The following is a 15,334-nucleotide window of genomic DNA, read 5'->3' as shown; positions in this document are numbered from 1 at the left end:
GCCACGTACTCGATGCCCGCCGAGGGCCACCACCCCCAGCCCGCGCCGAGCAGCAGGACCACCGTCGGCACCGTCGCCACCACCAACGGCCACTCGGACAGCAACAGCCGCACCACGGCGCGCACACCGTGATGGGTCCGGTCGCCGCGCAGGGCGATCAGATGTGCGTAACCGTGCGCCAAGGCCGATGCGGCGGCCGTGATCAGGAGCCACTGGGCGCTGCTGAACCGGTCGGCGGGCGCCGTCTCACCCTGCTCCGTCAGGGCGGCCACCATGGAGCTGGCCAGTACCGCCCCGTACACGCCCCCGAACAGCACATGGGGCTGCGCCGCACAGCGGCGCAGAGCACGGACAGGCTGACGAAGGTACAACTCGGGCATGGCTGGGTGATCCTCGAACGGTTCGGAAATCGACTGCGGCCGGCAGACCCGGTCGGGCCCACGGACCGATCCCACCGGACGAGAACCGCCGACACCATCCGCCGGACCTCGCCCACCCGCCCGCCGACGGGCCGGAGCGCTCCCCCCCCCCCGACCGGCTGGAACCAGCCTGCCGGGTGGCGGGAGTCTCCAGCGGCCGCACCGTCGCGCACCTGGCCGGACGTACTGTCGACAGCGAGCGATCACCGTACGGGAACGTGGACGCCCCGATGGGGGGTGTACTGGTCGCCGAGAAGCTGGACAGAGCAGACGAGTGTGAGGCGGAACGCCGGTGATCCGGGTAGTGGTGGTGGACGACGAGGCGCTGGTGCGGTCCGGGTTCGAGCTGATCCTGAACGCCTCCGACGGCATCCAGGTCGTGGCGACCGCGGAAGGAGCGCAGGCCGCCGACGCGATCCGGCGCGAGCATCCGGACGTCGTGCTCCTCGACATCCGCATGCCGGACGTGGACGGCCTGACCGTCCTGAGGGAGATACAGACGCTGCCCGAGCCGCCGACGGTGGCCATGCTGACCACCTTCGACACCGACGAGTACATCCTGACCGCGCTGCGTTCGGGAGCCGCGGGCTTCCTGCTCAAGGACACCGAGCCCGAACAACTCGCCCACCTCGTACGCACCCTGGCCGCGGGCGGGGTGGTGATGTCCCCGAAAGCCTCGCGTGCTCTGCTGCGCGGCCATCCTGGGGCGGACGCGCCCCAGGTCGCGGAGGACGTGGCGCGCGTGAACCTGCTCACCGACCGCGAACGTGACGTCCTCGTCCTGATCGCGGAAGGACTGTCCAACGCCGACATCGGCACCCGCATCCACCTGAGCGCGGGCACCGTCAAGGACCACGTCAGCTCGATCCTGACCAAGCTCCGGGTCTCCAGCCGCGTCCAGGCGGCACTGCTCGCCGAGCGGGCCGGACTGCTCGGCGACAACGGCGACGTCGGCGCCGGCACGGCACGGGGCAACGAGTGATGAGCACGGGGCAGGCACAGGCACTGTTGCGGCGGGTGCCGCCCTGGGCCGTCGACGCGGGCCTCGTCGTGCTCGCCGCCCTCGACGCCTGGATCAACCTCTACGACGAGGCGACACCGTTCATGTGGGCCTGCGCCGCCCTCGGCTGCGCCGGACTGCTCCTGCGCAGGCGCTTTCCACTGACCGTCTTCCTGCTGACACTGCCCATGACCCTGTTCATGGACGTGGCAGTCGCCCCGTTCTCCGCCCTGTACACACTGGCCACGCGCACCCGCAACCGCCCGCTGCTGGCCGGCTGCGCCCTGCTGAACGCGGCGGCGACCACCCTCGCCTGGCCCCTGTCCGACACGTTTTCCGGCGACCCGTTTTCCGGCGACCGGACCTGGACGCTCATCGAGTTCGTCTACACGCTGGCCATGGCCTTCGCTCCGATCCTGTGCGGCCAGCTCGTGCAGGCCAGACGCGACGTGGCCCGCCAGCTTGTCGAGGTCCAAGTGGCCCGCGAACACGAACGCGCCCTTTACGCCCAGACCGTCCTCGCCCGCGAACGCGCCCAACTGGCCCGCGAGATGCACGACGTCGTCTCCCACCAGGTCAGCCTCATCGCCGTACAGGCCGGAGCCCTGCAGGTCGCCGCCAAGGATCCCGATGCCCGCGACGCCGCCCGCACCATCCGCACCCTGAGCGTGAACACCCTCGACGAACTCCGCCACATGGTCACCCTGCTGCGCGCCTCCGGCGGCAAGGAAACCGAACTCACCCCCCAGCCCACCCTCGCCGACCTCCAGCAGCTGATCGCCAACAGCGGCATCGAGACCACCCTGACCGGGGAGCTCCCGCCCGGCATCAGCACCACCGCCCAACGCACCGTCTACCGCACGGTCCAAGAAGCCCTCACGAACGTCCGCAAGCACGCCCCGGGCGCCCGCGCAGAGGTGCGCCTGTGGCATGACGCGCAGCACTTCGGCCTCACCGTCACCAACACCGCCCCCACCCGCCCGTCCGTCGCCCTGCCCAGCGCCCGGCACGGCCTGATCGGCCTGAGAGAACGCGCCGAACTGCTCAACGGCACCCTCACCGCGGAACCCACCCCACAGGGCGGATACGAGATCGAACTACGGGCCTCCACCCGGCCAGCCTGAGCACAACCCGCCCGACGCGGATCGGCGTGCCCAGACACGACAAACCTCAGGCCGCTGACCTGGGGTTTCGTATGGAGCGGATGACGAGAATCGAACTCGCGCTCTCGGCTTGGGAAGCGACGGCGCCTTGGTGGGCCTTACGGCTCTGACCTGCGTGGATGACTGCCTGCTGGGGTGTTCGTGCCGGTCGGATCGCACCGCTGTCGACCGCTGTTGTCCGTTCTTATGGGCACGCGGTGGGCACGGCGCCGTGATGCCGGGGCCGACGGTGGCTGGGGAAGCGCCTTCGAGGCGCGGGATGACTCGGCTCGCAGACCGACTGACGGTGTCATCGCGACTGCGCGCACAGAGCGAGGCAGCCTTCGCACCGGGTAGGCGAACTCTCGCAGCCGGCGCTGTCACGACCTCGATCAGGTCGTGGCGTGCGGTGCACCGCTCTCCCTTCGGACGGCCGAGGGTCACGGGTTCATCGGTCGTAGGCGAGACGGGCCAGGCGCGGCACCGGTCCGAAGGCTCCGGCGTGGAAGTCGGTGAACGCCTTGGTGATCTCGGCCTTGGTGTTCATCACGAACGGACCGCCCAGGGTCACCGGTTCACGCAACGGCGTGCCGCTGTAGACCATCACGCGGGCCTGCTGCTCGGGCTCGACGGCCGCCAGGTGCAGCGTCGTGGGTGCCGCACCGGTGACGGGGTCGGACCAGCCGGTCTGGCCGGCGTGCAGTTCCCGGCCGCCGATCAGCAGGCGTCCGCTCATGACGTGTGCGAAAAGGCGGTGTTCGGCGGGGACCTGGAGGTCGTAGGAGGAGCCGGGGTCGAGCGTGACGACCAGGCCCTGGACCGGGTGGTGGGTCCGGGCCGCACCCGTGACGCCGCCGACGGTGCCGGCGTGGACGTCGATGCTGATGCCCGGCGTGTGCACGCGGGGCATCGTCGCGTTCGTGAGGTCCTGGTAGCGCGACGGCGTCAGCTTCTTTTCCTTGGGCAGGTTGAGCCACATCTGAAGGGTGTGGGCGCGTTCGTCGCGGTAGGCGAGTTCACGGTGGACGATGCCGTGCCCGGCGGTCATCCACTGCACCTCGCCGGCCTCCAGGCTGCCGGCGTTGCCGAGGTTGTCGCCGTGTTCGAGGACGCCGTCGATGACGGTGGTGACGGTCTCCAGGCCGCGGTGGGGGTGCCACTCGAATCCCGGGGTGGAGAACCAGTCCTCGACCAGGGCGAGGAACGGGTCGGTCAGCGCCGGGTCGGTCGGCACGAAGACCAGGGCCTTGTCGTCGACCTGGGCGTCGGGGCCCAGTTGCTGCTTGGTGGTGATGCGGGTCAGCGTCCGCCGGCCCGTCAACTGTGAGGTCACAACTGCTCCTTGAAGGGTGGCGGTGGGGTCAGGCGACGCGTACGGCGATCTTGCCGCGCGTGTGGTGGGCGGTCAGGGCCTGGAGGGCCTTGGCCGCGTCCCCCAGGTCGTAGCTGCCCTGGAGGGCAATCGTGAACGTGCCGTCGGCGAGGTGGCGCGCCACGCGGTCGAGGATCTCGGTGCACGGGCCGTGCGTGATGTTGGTGCAACCGGGGCCGTAGCCGGCGGCGTCGGTCGGCGAGGCGATCCGGCCTCCGTCCCGGACGACGTCCGCGAACGGGGTGATCTCGTACGCGGTCACCGCGTCGAGCAACGCGTCCACCCCGCCCGGGTGGGGCTTGCGTACGGCGGCGATGACTTCGGCCGCGTCTCCCCGCGGAAGGACCTCGCTCACGCCGAGGCCGCGCAGATACTCCTCGTCCTCGGGCAGTCCTGGCGCGAGGACGATCGCACCGGCCGCGCGGGCCAGTTGCACCGCGACACCGCCGACGCCGCCGGTCGCGCCGATCACCAGGACGGTTTCGCCGGGTGCCAGGTTCAGCGCGTCGACGCTCATGACCGCGACAGTGCCGGCCAGAGCGGCGACCCCGGCGGTCGCGGTGTCGACGGCGGCGGGCTTGCGGGTGAGCGTGCACTCGCCGGTCGCGACGAGCTCGGCCCAGGCCCCCTCACGGACCGGCCCTGCCACCGAGATCGTCCCGAAGACCTCGTCGCCGACCTCGACGGTACGGACGCCCGCGCCCACCGCCGCCACGGTCCCGGCGAAGTCGTGCCCCAGAGTGATCGGCGGCTCGTGCGGTGCCGTCTGCGGGAACATCCCGTGGGCGATGTCCGCGTCGACCCAGTTCACCGACGACGCCTGCACGCGGACAATCACCTGCCCGGGCCCCGCGAGCGGCTCGGGAACGTCGTGGCACAGCACGGGCGAAGCGCCGAACTCGCTCATGGTGACGGCTCTCATGGCTGCTCCTCGCGCTCCTCGGGCCGAGCGACGCCGTTGCATGACACATCATGGAACTTACATGATGTGTCATGCATTCCGCTAGGCTGCCCTCATGGCGAGATGGCTGACGACCGAGGAACAACAGGCATGGCGCGGGCTGATCAACCTGACGGCCCAGCTCCAGTCAGTACTGGGCCGTCAACTCCAGGACGAGCACGGCATCTCGCTGGCCGACTACGAAGTGCTCGGCCGTCTCCATGACGCCCCCGGCAACCGGCTGCGCGTCCGCGATCTCGGCGCCTCCCTCGCCTGGGAACAGAGCCGCCTGTCCCACCAGCTCGCCCGGATGCAGCGACGAGGGCTGGTCGAGCGGGAGGAGTGCGAGACCGACCGGCGCGGCTCTACGTTCCGCCTCACTCCCGCCGGCCGAACGGCCATCGTGAAGGCCGCACCCAGCCACGTCGAAGCAGTCCGCAGACTCGTCTTCGACGCTCTCTCGGCCGAGCAGGTCACCCAGCTCGCCGCTGTGACCGACGGCCTCCTCACCCACCTGCACGACACCTTCCAGGCGGCCGAAGAGAGCGTCACAGCCGACTGAGCGCGATTTCTGAACCGTGAGCGACCGTGAGGTTCTCGTAGCCATCCGGACGTTCGTGGAGCGGGCAGCGAAGTCGGCGTGGGTCTGTTGGGCGGCGGGGCAGCGCGGCGCGGGGGTGAGCGGGAACGGCTCGATGCACCCCGGCGCCGCATGTGACGCTCCGGCGATTGCGGGCCGGTTCAGCCTTCCACGGTACGGGCGCGGGTGGTCAGGCCGGGCAGGACCAGGGGGAGCCAGCGGGCGCGGGCAGCGGGTGGCTGGTCGGCGGGGGCCGTGGCGTACAGCAGGTAGATGTCCTGGACGGTGACGTCGGGGTGTAGATCTCCGCTGGCCTGCCCGGCCTGCCCGGCCTGGATGACAGCGGTGAAGGCGGTACTGGCGCGGTCTTCCTCGGTCTTGTCGGCCGAGTCGGTTCCGAGGGCGTGGGCGGCGGCCTTCACCGCGTGATCGCCGGCGAGCGCCTCGACGACCCGGCCGAGGAACGCGATGACCTCCTCCAGAGCGCGGCCTCCGCGTCGTCCGCCAGGCGTGACATGGCCCCGCTCGTCATCGTGCTGTGCCTTTCTCGGACTGTGTCGTAGATCCTGATCTCCGGATCTGCGCGCAGCAAGGGCGACGGGCTGCCGGGCCGTCGCGGTCCGGCAACCGCTTCCTCGTTCTCCTGCGTGGCGGACCGCGTCGGCCGTACCTGCGTGGCAGCCGGCGTGATCACAGCCAGCCGGTTCGATCAGGCAAGCGTGGTGACGACGCCGACCGGGTTGACGAGGGTGTCGCGGATGGGCGAACGGTTCTCGACGAGGGCGATGAGTTCCTCCAACTGCTCACGGGTGGCGCCGGGTGCCTCGGCGTGAACGCGAACGCGCACCTGGCCCAGGCCCGGGCGGATCGCAGGGGCGATGCCGAGGAATCCGCGCAGGTCGACGTCGCCTTCGAGTTCCAGGCGCACGCTCCCCAGCTCGATGCCCTGCGAGGCCGCCAGGGTGGCGATCGTGACGGTGTAGCAGCCGGCGAGCGCCTGCAGCAGATACTCGGCGGGCGAGACGGCGGTGTCCGTGCCGAGCAACGCGGCCGGTTCGTCACTGCTCATCGTGTACTTCGCGACGCGCTTCTCGTCCTGCTCGCCTCCCTGCGTCAGGGTGCCGGTCCGCGCGTCGAGCCTGCAGCCGCCCTGCCAGGAACCGTCGACCGCGAAGGTGACTTGGCCGAGTGCGGGGGTGGCCTGGACGGCGTCGATGGTGTTGTGCAGAGCGTTGACGTCGATCTCATTGACTACGGGCATGGTGCGGATTCCTTTGCAGGGCAGGGGTGTTGAACGAAAGGCGAAGACTCCCGGGCACGCTGGGCGCGGACCTGTAGGGTCGAGGCCGCCTCTGGCGATGCGTTGCACATCGACCGGCGTGGGTCTTTCGGGATCGGGGCGCGTGCTGGAGGGGTGCGAGGTTCGGTTGAAGGGCCGCCACCCCTGGGCCGGTGGCCGTGGCCCGCCGCCCGGCACCGAGGTGACGCGTGCTGGGCGGCGATGCCTTGAAAAGCTGTGCAGAGCTGGTCAGTTGCGTCCGGCCATGACGCCGCCGTCGACGTCCCAGACCGCGCCGGTGACCCAGTCCGTCTGGTCCGACAGAAGGAAGGCGACGGTGGCGGCGACGTCGTCGGGGGTTCCGGTACGGCCGAGGGGGTGGAAGCCGTTGAACCCGTCCAGGGCGGAGTCGACGTCCGCCTTGGGGATGAACTCCTCGTAAATGGGCGTGCGGACGACGGCGGGAGCGACCGCGTTGACCCGGATGCCCTGCGGAGCGAGTTCCATGGCCAGGTGCTGGGTGAGGGAGTGCAGGGCCGCCTTGGCCATCGAGTACGCCGACGACGGCGTCGCGGCGATGGCCTGGTGGGCCCACATGGACCCGACGTTGACGATGGAGCCCTTGGTGCCGCGGGCGATCATGTTGCCGACGACGGTCTGGGTGAGGAAGAAGAAGGCCCGGTTGAGAGCCTGGTAGCGGTCGTAGTCGTCGTATGTGTGGTCCACGAAGGGCTTCGGGGCGAACACACCGGCCGCGTTGACGAGGAGGGCGGCGTCGGCGTGGTCCTTGGCCAGGTCGGCGCGCAGTCGCTCGACGGCGTCGGCGTCGCCCAGGTCGGCGGCCAGCGCGGCGACGTTGCCGGAGTCCGCCAGAGCGGCGGCGGCTTCCTCCGCGCTGGCGGGGGTCCGGCCGGTGACGACGACGCTGCCGCCGGCGTCGAGGACGTGCCGGGCGATGGCCAGACCCATACCGCTGGTGCCGCCGATGACGATGGCCTTCTTGCCGGTGAGGTCGAGGGTGGTGCGGGACATGCTGTGCTCCTGGTGAGAGGGCGTTCAGGGAAAATGCGGCGCCACGTCCGGCCGGTACGTTCAGCGGACGACCTACGGCCGGCGGCGCCCTGTGAGACGGCATCCGCAGGACGAACCCGGGATACGGGAAGCGGAGGCGAAAGGGGCGGGTACGGCTCCGCCGTGGGGAACCGTACGGCGCTGTGGAAGAACCACGTGGGGAGCTGCTTCGCCGCAGGCAGCGCACGGAGGTACCGGGGAAGGATTCCGCCGGGACGAGGGTTCTGGCGGGTCGGACGGTGACGAGGGTTCCGGCAGGTCAGACGGTCTCGTAGAGCCGGACCTCGGGGTCGGCGGACAGCAGCGGTGACAGGCCGCCGACGACGTGCTTGGTGAACAGGTCGCTGTCGAGGTAGGCGCGGGCCTGGTCGACGGTGGAGAAGCCGTGCAGCACCTGGACGTCCTCGTCGCGCACGAGCAGTTCCTTGGAGACGGCGCAGGGGACCGTGTCGAGGAACGGCTGCTTGTACCGCTGGTAGACACCGGCCGCCTCGACGCGCCGCGCCCTTTCCACGGTGAGGGTGATTTCCAGATAAGCCATGGTGCATCCTTTGCCGTCTCGTCGCCTGCGCGAGAAATCCGCAGGCGCTTGGTGCACGCCCCACCGTAGGTTTCCCGGAATCCCTCCGGTAGAGGCTCATCTGTAATGTGGCTATAGCCGAAGCTAATTACTCGCTTTCGCTCTCACTCTCGCCGGTGGGCGCGGAAGCACTCTCGTGGGCGTCCGCGCCGACCTGCTCCAGGGGTGCGGCGGCCTCGGCGAGGGCGTCCACGAACTCCTCGAGGTCGGCGGCCAGGGGGTTCTCGCGCGCCCAGACCGCCTCGTAGGAGATCTCGACCGGGGCGCCGGAGCGCACCAATGGTCGGCAGTTGGCGTGCTGGTGGGTCACCTTGGAGCGGGGCAGGAGCGCGGCGCCCACTCCCATGCCGGCCCACTCGTCCAGCACGCGGTAGCTGGCCGCCTCGCCGGGATAGGTGCGCAGGGCCAGGTCGTTGCTGTGGAAGAGCTGGGTGGTGAACGTGGTCAGTCCGCAGGTGTCGGGGACGAGGATGTAGGCGGCTCCGGCGGCGGCTCCGAGCTCCACCGGACCTTCGGCGGGGTCCGCGGCCGGATCGATCACGACCACGGGCTCGCTGAGGATGACCCGGTGGCGGTAGGCCGGCATGGCCTCCACCGCGGGCACTAGCAGGACATCCAGCTCGCCTGCCTTCAGCGAGGCGCGCTGTAGGTCCAGATCGGCCTCCCGCAGCACCAGGTCACGCGGCTGGGACAGGCTGCGGGCGGCGTCGAAGGCGCAGGCCACCAGGTCGGCCCCGATCAGGGGCGAGACGCCCATGCGGATCGCGCCGGTCGCCGGGCGGGCCAGTCGCCGCGCTTCGGCGGTGATGGAGTCCAGTGCCCCGAGGGCCTGGTCGATCATGGGGAGGATGCGGGCGCCGTGGGCAGTGGGCTTGACGCCGCGTGGGGAGCGGTCGAAGAGTTTGACGCCGAGTTCCTCCTCCAGCCGTGCCACGCCGTTGGAGAGGGCGGGCTGGGTGACGCCGTAGTCGCGCGCCGCGGCGCTGAAGGACTTCGTCTGGGACACGGCCTGCGCGTACCGCAGCCCTTCGATGTTCATCCTGAACTCCTCTCAGTCATAACGCCAGGCTATACCGATATTCACCAGTGTCCTCTACCGCCCGGCATTTGGTCGCTCTATGGTGGGGAACCCTGCTCCGCTGAATCCGCGAGGCAGTCGGCGTATTCCCGTCCGGCATTTCGGAACGCCGGGAAATTCCGTGTCGTATCCGAACCCGTCTCGTCAGGAGTGATGTGCCGTGTCCCAGGACGGTCGTCGAGTCCACCGTGCCGCGCAGGTGGCCGAGCCCGGCGGGCCCGTGCTCTTGGGGCCGGTGGAAGCACGTCGGCCCGGGCCTGGCGAGGTGCGTCTGGACGTCATGGCGTCGGGGATCTGCGGGGCCGACGCCGGCACGGTCGCCGATCCCTCCCCGGCCAACGGATTTCCCGTCACCCCGGGCCACGAGGTGGCCGGAGTGGTCGCGGATCTGGGCCCGGGCGTGCGTGACTGGGAGATCGGCGACCGGGTCGCCGTCGGCTGGTTCGGCGGCAGCTGCGGGCACTGCTCCGCCTGCCGTGTCGGCGATGTCGTGCACTGTCCGGAACGGAAGGTCCCGGGCCTGTCGTATCCCGGCGGGTGGTCGAGCACCCTCACGGTTCCCGCCCCCACTCTCGCCCGGATCCCCGAGGAACTGTCCGCGGCGGAGGCCGCCCCCTTCGGCTGCGCCGGCGTCACCACGTTCAACGCCCTGCGGCACTCCGGCGCAGGGCCCGGCGACCGGGTCGCCGTCCTCGGCATCGGCGGCCTGGGGCATCTGGCGGTGCAGTTCGCCGCGGCCATGGGGTTCGACACGGTGGCGATCGGCCGGGGTGAACACAAGCGCCGGCTCGCCGGGGAACTGGGCGCGCGGCACTACATCGACACCGAGCGGCAGGAACCCGGAGGGGCGCTGCGGGAGCTGGGCGGGGCGCGGCTGATCCTGTCCACGGCCTCCAGCAGCAAGCCGCTCGCGGAGCTGGTGGACGGGCTCGCCCCGCACGGGAGGCTCACCGTCGTCGGCCTCGACGGAACTCCACTCCAACTGCCCCTGGCCAAAGTCGTCATGGGGGCGCGCAGCATCACCGGTCATCTGACCGGCAGCCCCGCCGACACCGAACAGGCCATGCGCTTCGCGGTCGCCACCGGTGTCCGCCCCCGGGTGCGAACGGTCCCGCTGGAGGAAGCACAGCAGGCGCTCGACACTCAGCGAGAGGGCAAGGCCCGGTTCCGGATGGTCCTCATTCCCGGCGCCTGACCGCCGCTGACGAAGGTGAAAGGGAGCCGTACATGCTCCAGCGTGACAGTCACGACGTCGTCGTGGTCGGTGCCGGGATCGCCGGCCTAGCCGCGACCGACGCCCTGGTCGCCGCCGGACGCGACACCGTGTGCCTGGAGGCCCGCGAGCGCGTCGGCGGACGCCTGCTCGGCACGGCCGCCCCGCCCGGGGCCCTCGACCTGGGGGCCACCTGGTTCTGGGACGGAGAGAGAAGGGTCGCGGATCTTGCCGCGCGGCTCGGCGTCGACACCTTCGAGCAGCATCTCGCGGGGGACACGCTCGTGCAGGACGCCACCGGCGTACGTCGGCTGCCCGGCAACCTGCTCGACGCCCCCGCCCGCCGCTTCGCGCTCGGGGCCGACACCCTCGCCCGCGGTCTCGCGGCCGAACTGCCCGCGGACGCCGTACGACTGGACACTCCCGTCACCACGATCCACCGCCGCGCCACCGGCCGCCTCGAAGTCCGTACCCCGGACTCGGTGCTGCACGCCAAGCACGTCGTCGTCGCCGTACCTCCCGCGCTCGCCCTCGCGCACATCGACTTCGGCTCGGAACTGTCGCCGGAACTGGTCCGCCACGCCAGGTCGACCCCCGTGTGGATGGGGGCGGTCGCCAAGGTCGTCGCACGCTACCCCTCCGCCTTCTGGCGCGACGAAGGGCTCGCCGGGACGGCGGTCAGCAGAACCGGCCCGCTGCAGGAGCTGCACGACATGTCCGGCCCCGACGGGCGGCCCGCCGCGCTGTTCGGCTTCGCCGCGGCCCAGGCCATCGGACCCGATGCCGAGCAAGCGGTGCTCGCCCAGCTGACACAGCTCTTCGGCCCCGCCGCCGCCGAGCCCGAGGTACTTCACATCCAGGACTGGAGCGGGGAGCGGTGGACCGCTCCGCCCGCCGTGCACCGCCTGGCCGACTACTCCCTGTTCGGCCACCCCCTCTACCAGCAACCCGCACTGGACGGCAGGCTGCACTGGGCCTCGACCGAGACGGCCGCCCAGTACGCCGGGCACATCGAGGGCGCCCTCGCCGCCGCCGAGCGAGCGGTGACGGCAACCCTGACCACCCGGACCACCCCGACCGCAGAAGAGGCGAACTCATGCTCCCGATAGACGCGTTGCTGCGCGAGTACGACCGCGCCCGCGCCTACACCGACGACCTGTGGCGCGACCTCACCCCGGACGAGGTGACCTGGCGCCCGCACGAGAACTCCAGCGCCATCGGCTGGCACCTGGGCCATCAGGCCCATGTCGCCCACTTCATGATCCGCAACCTCACCGCGGCCGAGCCCAGCCCGGACCCGGAACTGGACGGGCTCATGGACTCGGCCAATCCGGAGAAGTTCCGCGGCACGCTGCCCACGGTGAAACGGCTCACCGAGTTCCGCACGACCGTCGCGGAACGCGTCCACGCCCGCATCGGTGACATCGCCGCCGGCCGGGTCGGCGCCCCCACCCAACTCACGGTCGTGGCCACCCACCTGCTCACCGCGCTCATCAACCACGAGTACCAGCACGACCAGTGGATCAGCGAGGTCCGCGCGGGCGACCTCGGGCACGTGCTCCCACCCGACCCCGACAGCGAGCACGTACGCCGCATCGACGGCTATCTCGTCGTAGACGTCCTGTAGCGGGAGGGAGGAAACCGTCCGTGACCGACACCGCCTCAGCCGACACCGCCGCTATATCGCTCGGGCCGGAGGCGCAGCGCCGCGTCCTCACCGTCCTGGTCGGCAGCCAGATCCTGAGCGGGGCGGGGCTCGCGGCCGGCATCACTGTCGGAGCCCTGCTCGCGCAGGACATGCTCGGCTCCACCGACCTCGCGGGTCTGCCCAGCGCCCTGTTCACCGCAGGCTCGGCGCTGGCCGCCGTCACCATCGGCCGCATCTCCCAGGCCCGCGGCCGCCGGCCCGGCCTGGCCGTGGGGTACCTGACCGGCGCCGTCGGCAGCGCGGGCGTCATCGCCGCCGCCGTCGCCGACAACCCTGTACTGCTCTTCATCGCCCTGTTCGTCTACGGCGCCGGCACGGCGACGAACCTCCAGGCCCGGTACGCCGGAGCCGACCTCGCCGCCCCCGCCCACCGCGCCCGCGCCGTGTCCACCGTCCTGGTCGCCACCACCCTCGGCGGTGTGGTCGGCCCCAACCTCGCCGCACCCACCGGCCGTTTCGCCGACAGCCTGGGCATCCCCACCCTGGCCGGGCCGTTCCTGCTCTCCGGTACTGCCTACGCGCTGGCTGCCCTCGTCCTCGCAGCCTGGCTGCGCCCGGACCCGCTGCTGCTCGCCCGCAGCCTCGACCTTCGGCAGGGGACGGGCGCCACCGAGGTGAAGACCCGAGGGCCGGGGCTGATACCGGGCGCGCTGACGATGATCCTCACCCAGCTCGTCATGGTCGCGATCATGACGATGACCCCCGTGCACATGCACGACCACGGGCACGGCACGGCGGCCTCCGGCCTGGTCATCGCCATCCACGTCGGCGCCATGTACCTGCCCTCCCCACTGACCGGCTGGCTCGTCGACCGCCATGGCCGTACGGCGACCGCCGCCGCCTCCGGCCTCACCCTCCTGGCCGCCGGAATCACCGCCGCCGCGGCGCCCGCGGACTCCATCGCCCCGCTCGCCCTGGCCCTCGCCCTCCTGGGGCTGGGCTGGAACCTCGGTCTCGTCTCAGGCACCGCGATGATCACCGACGCCGTCCCGCTGGCCACCCGCGCCAAGACCCAGGGCGTGGTCGACGTCTCCATCGCCATCGCCGGCGCCACCGGCGGCCTCTCGTCCGGCCTCGTCGTCTCCGCCGCCGGCTACCCCGTCCTCGCCCTCACCGGTGGCATCCTTGCCCTCGCCGTACTCCCTGTCATCGCCGCCACCGCGAGCAGCCGGTGACCCGGCCTGCCCCGCCGGTGGAAGCGGACACCACCAGCGCCTACGTGCTGGTGACGACCGCGGCACTGGAGTGGCTCCCGCTGGTTGGACGGGAGCAGCCGGGCGTTGTGTGACCCTACGAGCCCTGGCTGCCTCGGCTCGTGGGCCGGGTGCGTGGCGTTCGCCGAGGCGGCGGACCCGCAGGCGCAGGACATCGTGGGAGGTGGCGTCTTGGCCCAGGCGCTTGGCCTTGAAGTGTTCCTCGCTGGTGGGGCGTTTGGCGGCGGTGCCGTCGCCCGGCTTCAACCGCCTCAGCCCGTAGTCGACTTCGATCTGGCGGGCTTCGCGCTGGACGGCGCGCTGGGGGCGACGGCCGTCCTGGCGTACGAGGGTGGCGTCGATATGGATGTGGTCGTCGGCGTGGCGGACGGCGGCCCAAGCGGCAGGCTTCCTCGTCGCCTTCGGGTGCGATGCCGGCGACTTAGCGCACACGGAGGGCGCGGAACCCGGAAATGGTCTAGACAACAAACAAACCCCAGGCCGCTGACCTGGGGTTTCAATATGGAGCGGGTGACGAGAATCGAACTCGCGCTCTCAGCTTGGGAAGCTGATGTTCTACCATTAAACTACACCCGCGTAAGACGCCCGCCGCGATGAAGATCCGGAGGCGGTGTCCGATCGCCTCGTCACCATACCTCATCTCCGGCCCCGGGCGCTGAAGCCCTGGGGTCGGAGTGCGTTTCGGGGAGTGGGATCCGGGTGCGGGGGACCGGAGTTGGGGCGTACGGTGGAGGGGTCGGAGAGGGTCCGGGTGGGGTCGGAGTGCCGCCTGGAGGGCCGTCCCTTTGATCCCGTAATGTGGCCTCTCGTCGTCAGGCAGGCAGCAGCCAGACGCGGCTCTTGGGGAAGGGACTCTAGGACTTGATGGAGCGCACCGTCGTCCGTTGTGCCGATGGGCACGTGTTCAGCACCGCTTCGTTCCCGATGCAGCAGGCCGAGCGCCTCGGTCCCGGCCGGCTCGTTCGATGTCCTCGCTGTGCCCGGCTCCGCAGTGTGGTGCCGGTGCAGTTGGAGAAGCGGTAGCAGCAGTAGCAGCAGTAGCAGCGGCAAGCAGCAGTAGCCGTAGAGAAGGATCCCAGGTAGCGCCAGGCGCGCGGACGGCACGATTGTGGTCGTTCCGCGCGCCTTGCGTATCCTCGGGGCGTGCTTCTCTCTGACAAAGACATCCGGGCCGAGATCGACGCCGGGCGGGTACGGATCGATCCCTATGACGAATCCATGGTGCAGCCGTCGAGCGTCGATGTGCGGCTGGACCGGTATTTCCGGGTGTTCGAGAACCACCGGTACCCGCACATCGACCCTTCCGTCGAGCAGGCGGATCTGACGCGGCTCGTCGAGCCCGAGGGTGATGAGCCGTTCATCCTGCACCCCGGGGAGTTCGTGCTCGCCTCGACGTACGAGGTCATCTCCCTGCCCGACGATCTTGCTTCCCGGCTTGAGGGGAAGTCCTCCCTCGGGCGGCTCGGGCTCGTCACCCACTCCACCGCCGGGTTCATCGACCCCGGCTTCAGCGGGCACGTCACCCTTGAGCTGTCCAACCTCGCCACGCTCCCCATCAAGCTCTGGCCCGGCATGAAGATCGGCCAGCTGTGCATGTTCCGGCTCAGCTCGCCCGCCGAGTTCCCGTACGGGAGCGAGCGGTACGGATCCCGGTATCAGGGGCAGCGCGGGCCCACGGCCTCCCGGTCCTTCCAGAACTTCCATCGGACTCAGGTGTGAGTGGAGGGGTGAGCAGCGG

16 protein-coding genes, 1 tRNA gene and 1 pseudogene are annotated in these 15,334 nt (G+C 70.7%); 8 read left to right on the top strand and 10 right to left on the bottom strand.

The genetic code is table 11. The annotated features are described in order from the left end of the window. Window positions 1–380, bottom strand: a 380-nt coding sequence (locus BLU79_RS28515) for a hypothetical protein (RefSeq protein ID WP_093908779.1), incomplete at its 3' end; no start/stop codon positions are given. A gap of 343 nt (window positions 381–723) precedes the next feature. Here BLU79_RS28515 and BLU79_RS28510 point away from each other — a divergent pair. Next, window positions 724–1,401 carry a response regulator gene (locus tag BLU79_RS28510; protein ID WP_177001219.1) on the top strand — a complete coding sequence of 226 codons (678 nt, stop codon included), beginning with the start codon at window positions 724–726 and terminating at the stop codon, window positions 1,399–1,401. Further along, a complete protein-coding gene (locus BLU79_RS28505; RefSeq protein WP_093908777.1) occupies window positions 1,401–2,543 on the top strand; it encodes a sensor histidine kinase in 1,143 nt (380 codons plus the stop codon). The genes BLU79_RS28510 and BLU79_RS28505 overlap by 1 nt, the downstream gene beginning before the upstream one ends. A 466-nt stretch (window positions 2,544–3,009) precedes the next feature. Here the strand turns inward: BLU79_RS28505 and BLU79_RS28500 are convergent, their stop codons facing one another. Both BLU79_RS28500 and BLU79_RS28495 read right to left on the bottom strand, forming a co-directional pair. Further along, window positions 3,010–3,894: a pirin family protein gene (locus tag BLU79_RS28500; protein ID WP_093908776.1), complete on the bottom strand. Its 885-nt coding sequence runs from the start codon at window positions 3,892–3,894 to the stop codon at window positions 3,010–3,012. 28 nt (window positions 3,895–3,922) lie between these two features. Next, window positions 3,923–4,855 (bottom strand): NADP-dependent oxidoreductase, encoded by a 933-nt coding sequence (locus BLU79_RS28495; RefSeq protein ID WP_177001214.1) that lies wholly within the window; start codon window positions 4,853–4,855, stop codon window positions 3,923–3,925. Between the two features lie 94 nt (window positions 4,856–4,949). On the opposite strand from BLU79_RS28495, the gene BLU79_RS28490 reads away from it, so the two are divergent. Then, window positions 4,950–5,435 carry a MarR family winged helix-turn-helix transcriptional regulator gene (locus BLU79_RS28490; protein ID WP_093908774.1) on the top strand — a complete coding sequence of 162 codons (486 nt, stop codon included), beginning with the start codon at window positions 4,950–4,952 and terminating at the stop codon, window positions 5,433–5,435. Between the two features lie 179 nt (window positions 5,436–5,614). On the opposite strand, the gene BLU79_RS28485 is transcribed toward BLU79_RS28490, so the two are convergent. From BLU79_RS28485 to BLU79_RS28465, 5 genes are all read right to left on the bottom strand, one after another. Beyond that, entirely contained in the window at window positions 5,615–5,923 is a 309-nt protein-coding gene (locus BLU79_RS28485; protein WP_371131955.1) for an SbtR family transcriptional regulator, read from the bottom strand. Window positions 5,924–6,162: 239 nt separating this feature from the next. After that, the gene (locus tag BLU79_RS28480; protein WP_093908773.1) at window positions 6,163–6,714 is read right to left on the bottom strand and encodes an OsmC family protein; all 552 of its coding nucleotides are present in this window, start codon (window positions 6,712–6,714) and stop codon (window positions 6,163–6,165) included. Between the two features lie 267 nt (window positions 6,715–6,981). Then, a complete protein-coding gene (locus BLU79_RS28475; protein ID WP_093908772.1) occupies window positions 6,982–7,764 on the bottom strand; it encodes an SDR family NAD(P)-dependent oxidoreductase in 783 nt (260 codons plus the stop codon). Between the two features lie 298 nt (window positions 7,765–8,062). Then, entirely contained in the window at window positions 8,063–8,344 is a 282-nt protein-coding gene (locus tag BLU79_RS28470; protein ID WP_093908771.1) for a hypothetical protein, read from the bottom strand. A 127-nt stretch (window positions 8,345–8,471) separates the two neighbouring features. After that, window positions 8,472–9,422, bottom strand: a complete 951-nt coding sequence (locus BLU79_RS28465; RefSeq protein WP_093908770.1) for a LysR family transcriptional regulator — start codon at window positions 9,420–9,422, stop codon at window positions 8,472–8,474. A gap of 199 nt (window positions 9,423–9,621) precedes the next feature. Between BLU79_RS28465 and BLU79_RS28460 the strand changes: the two genes are divergently transcribed. From BLU79_RS28460 to BLU79_RS28445, 4 genes are read left to right on the top strand one after another with little or no spacing between them, the layout of a single operon-like run. Continuing rightward, window positions 9,622–10,656 carry an alcohol dehydrogenase catalytic domain-containing protein gene (locus BLU79_RS28460; RefSeq protein ID WP_218137796.1) on the top strand — a complete coding sequence of 345 codons (1,035 nt, stop codon included), beginning with the start codon at window positions 9,622–9,624 and terminating at the stop codon, window positions 10,654–10,656. Between the two features lie 32 nt (window positions 10,657–10,688). Beyond that, window positions 10,689–11,783, top strand: coding sequence for a flavin monoamine oxidase family protein (locus BLU79_RS28455; RefSeq protein WP_093908768.1), 1,095 nt, complete (start codon window positions 10,689–10,691; stop codon window positions 11,781–11,783). Beyond that, window positions 11,771–12,301, top strand: a complete 531-nt coding sequence (locus BLU79_RS28450; RefSeq protein ID WP_093908767.1) for a DinB family protein — start codon at window positions 11,771–11,773, stop codon at window positions 12,299–12,301. Before BLU79_RS28455 ends, BLU79_RS28450 begins: the two co-directional genes overlap by 13 nt. Window positions 12,302–12,321: 20 nt before the next feature. After that, the gene (locus tag BLU79_RS28445) at window positions 12,322–13,557 is read left to right on the top strand and encodes an MFS transporter (RefSeq protein WP_093908766.1); all 1,236 of its coding nucleotides are present in this window, start codon (window positions 12,322–12,324) and stop codon (window positions 13,555–13,557) included. 168 nt (window positions 13,558–13,725) lie between these two features. On the opposite strand, the pseudogene BLU79_RS49275 reads toward BLU79_RS28445, so the two are convergent. Continuing rightward, window positions 13,726–14,014, bottom strand: a pseudogene (locus tag BLU79_RS49275) (mobilization protein); the annotation flags it as partial. A gap of 84 nt (window positions 14,015–14,098) precedes the next feature. Further along, a tRNA-Gly gene (locus BLU79_RS28435) sits at window positions 14,099–14,172 on the bottom strand. Between the two features lie 567 nt (window positions 14,173–14,739). Here BLU79_RS28435 and dcd point away from each other — a divergent pair. Further along, window positions 14,740–15,315, top strand: a complete 576-nt coding sequence (dcd, locus tag BLU79_RS28430; RefSeq protein ID WP_093908765.1) for a dCTP deaminase — start codon at window positions 14,740–14,742, stop codon at window positions 15,313–15,315. Window positions 15,316–15,334 lie beyond the last annotated feature (19 nt).

Source organism: Streptomyces sp. cf386 (genome assembly GCF_900103585.1).
In the GTDB taxonomy this organism is placed as follows: Bacteria; Actinomycetota; Actinomycetes; order Streptomycetales; family Streptomycetaceae; genus Streptomyces.
This window is presented reverse-complemented; position numbering and strand designations above follow the sequence as displayed.

Coding starts and splice junctions, on each gene's coding strand:
- BLU79_RS28475 (WP_093908772.1), bottom strand. CDS start 7,764: ATGTCCCGCACCACCCTCGACCTCACCGGCAAGAAGGCCATCGTCATC.
- BLU79_RS28505 (WP_093908777.1), top strand. CDS start 1,401: ATGAGCACGGGGCAGGCACAGGCACTGTTGCGGCGGGTGCCGCCCTGG.
- BLU79_RS28480 (WP_093908773.1), bottom strand. CDS start 6,714: ATGCCCGTAGTCAATGAGATCGACGTCAACGCTCTGCACAACACCATC.
- BLU79_RS28490 (WP_093908774.1), top strand. CDS start 4,950: ATGGCGAGATGGCTGACGACCGAGGAACAACAGGCATGGCGCGGGCTG.
- BLU79_RS28455 (WP_093908768.1), top strand. CDS start 10,689: ATGCTCCAGCGTGACAGTCACGACGTCGTCGTGGTCGGTGCCGGGATC.
- BLU79_RS28470 (WP_093908771.1), bottom strand. CDS start 8,344: ATGGCTTATCTGGAAATCACCCTCACCGTGGAAAGGGCGCGGCGCGTC.
- BLU79_RS28465 (WP_093908770.1), bottom strand. CDS start 9,422: ATGAACATCGAAGGGCTGCGGTACGCGCAGGCCGTGTCCCAGACGAAG.
- BLU79_RS28495 (WP_177001214.1), bottom strand. CDS start 4,855: ATGAGAGCCGTCACCATGAGCGAGTTCGGCGCTTCGCCCGTGCTGTGC.
- BLU79_RS28450 (WP_093908767.1), top strand. CDS start 11,771: ATGCTCCCGATAGACGCGTTGCTGCGCGAGTACGACCGCGCCCGCGCC.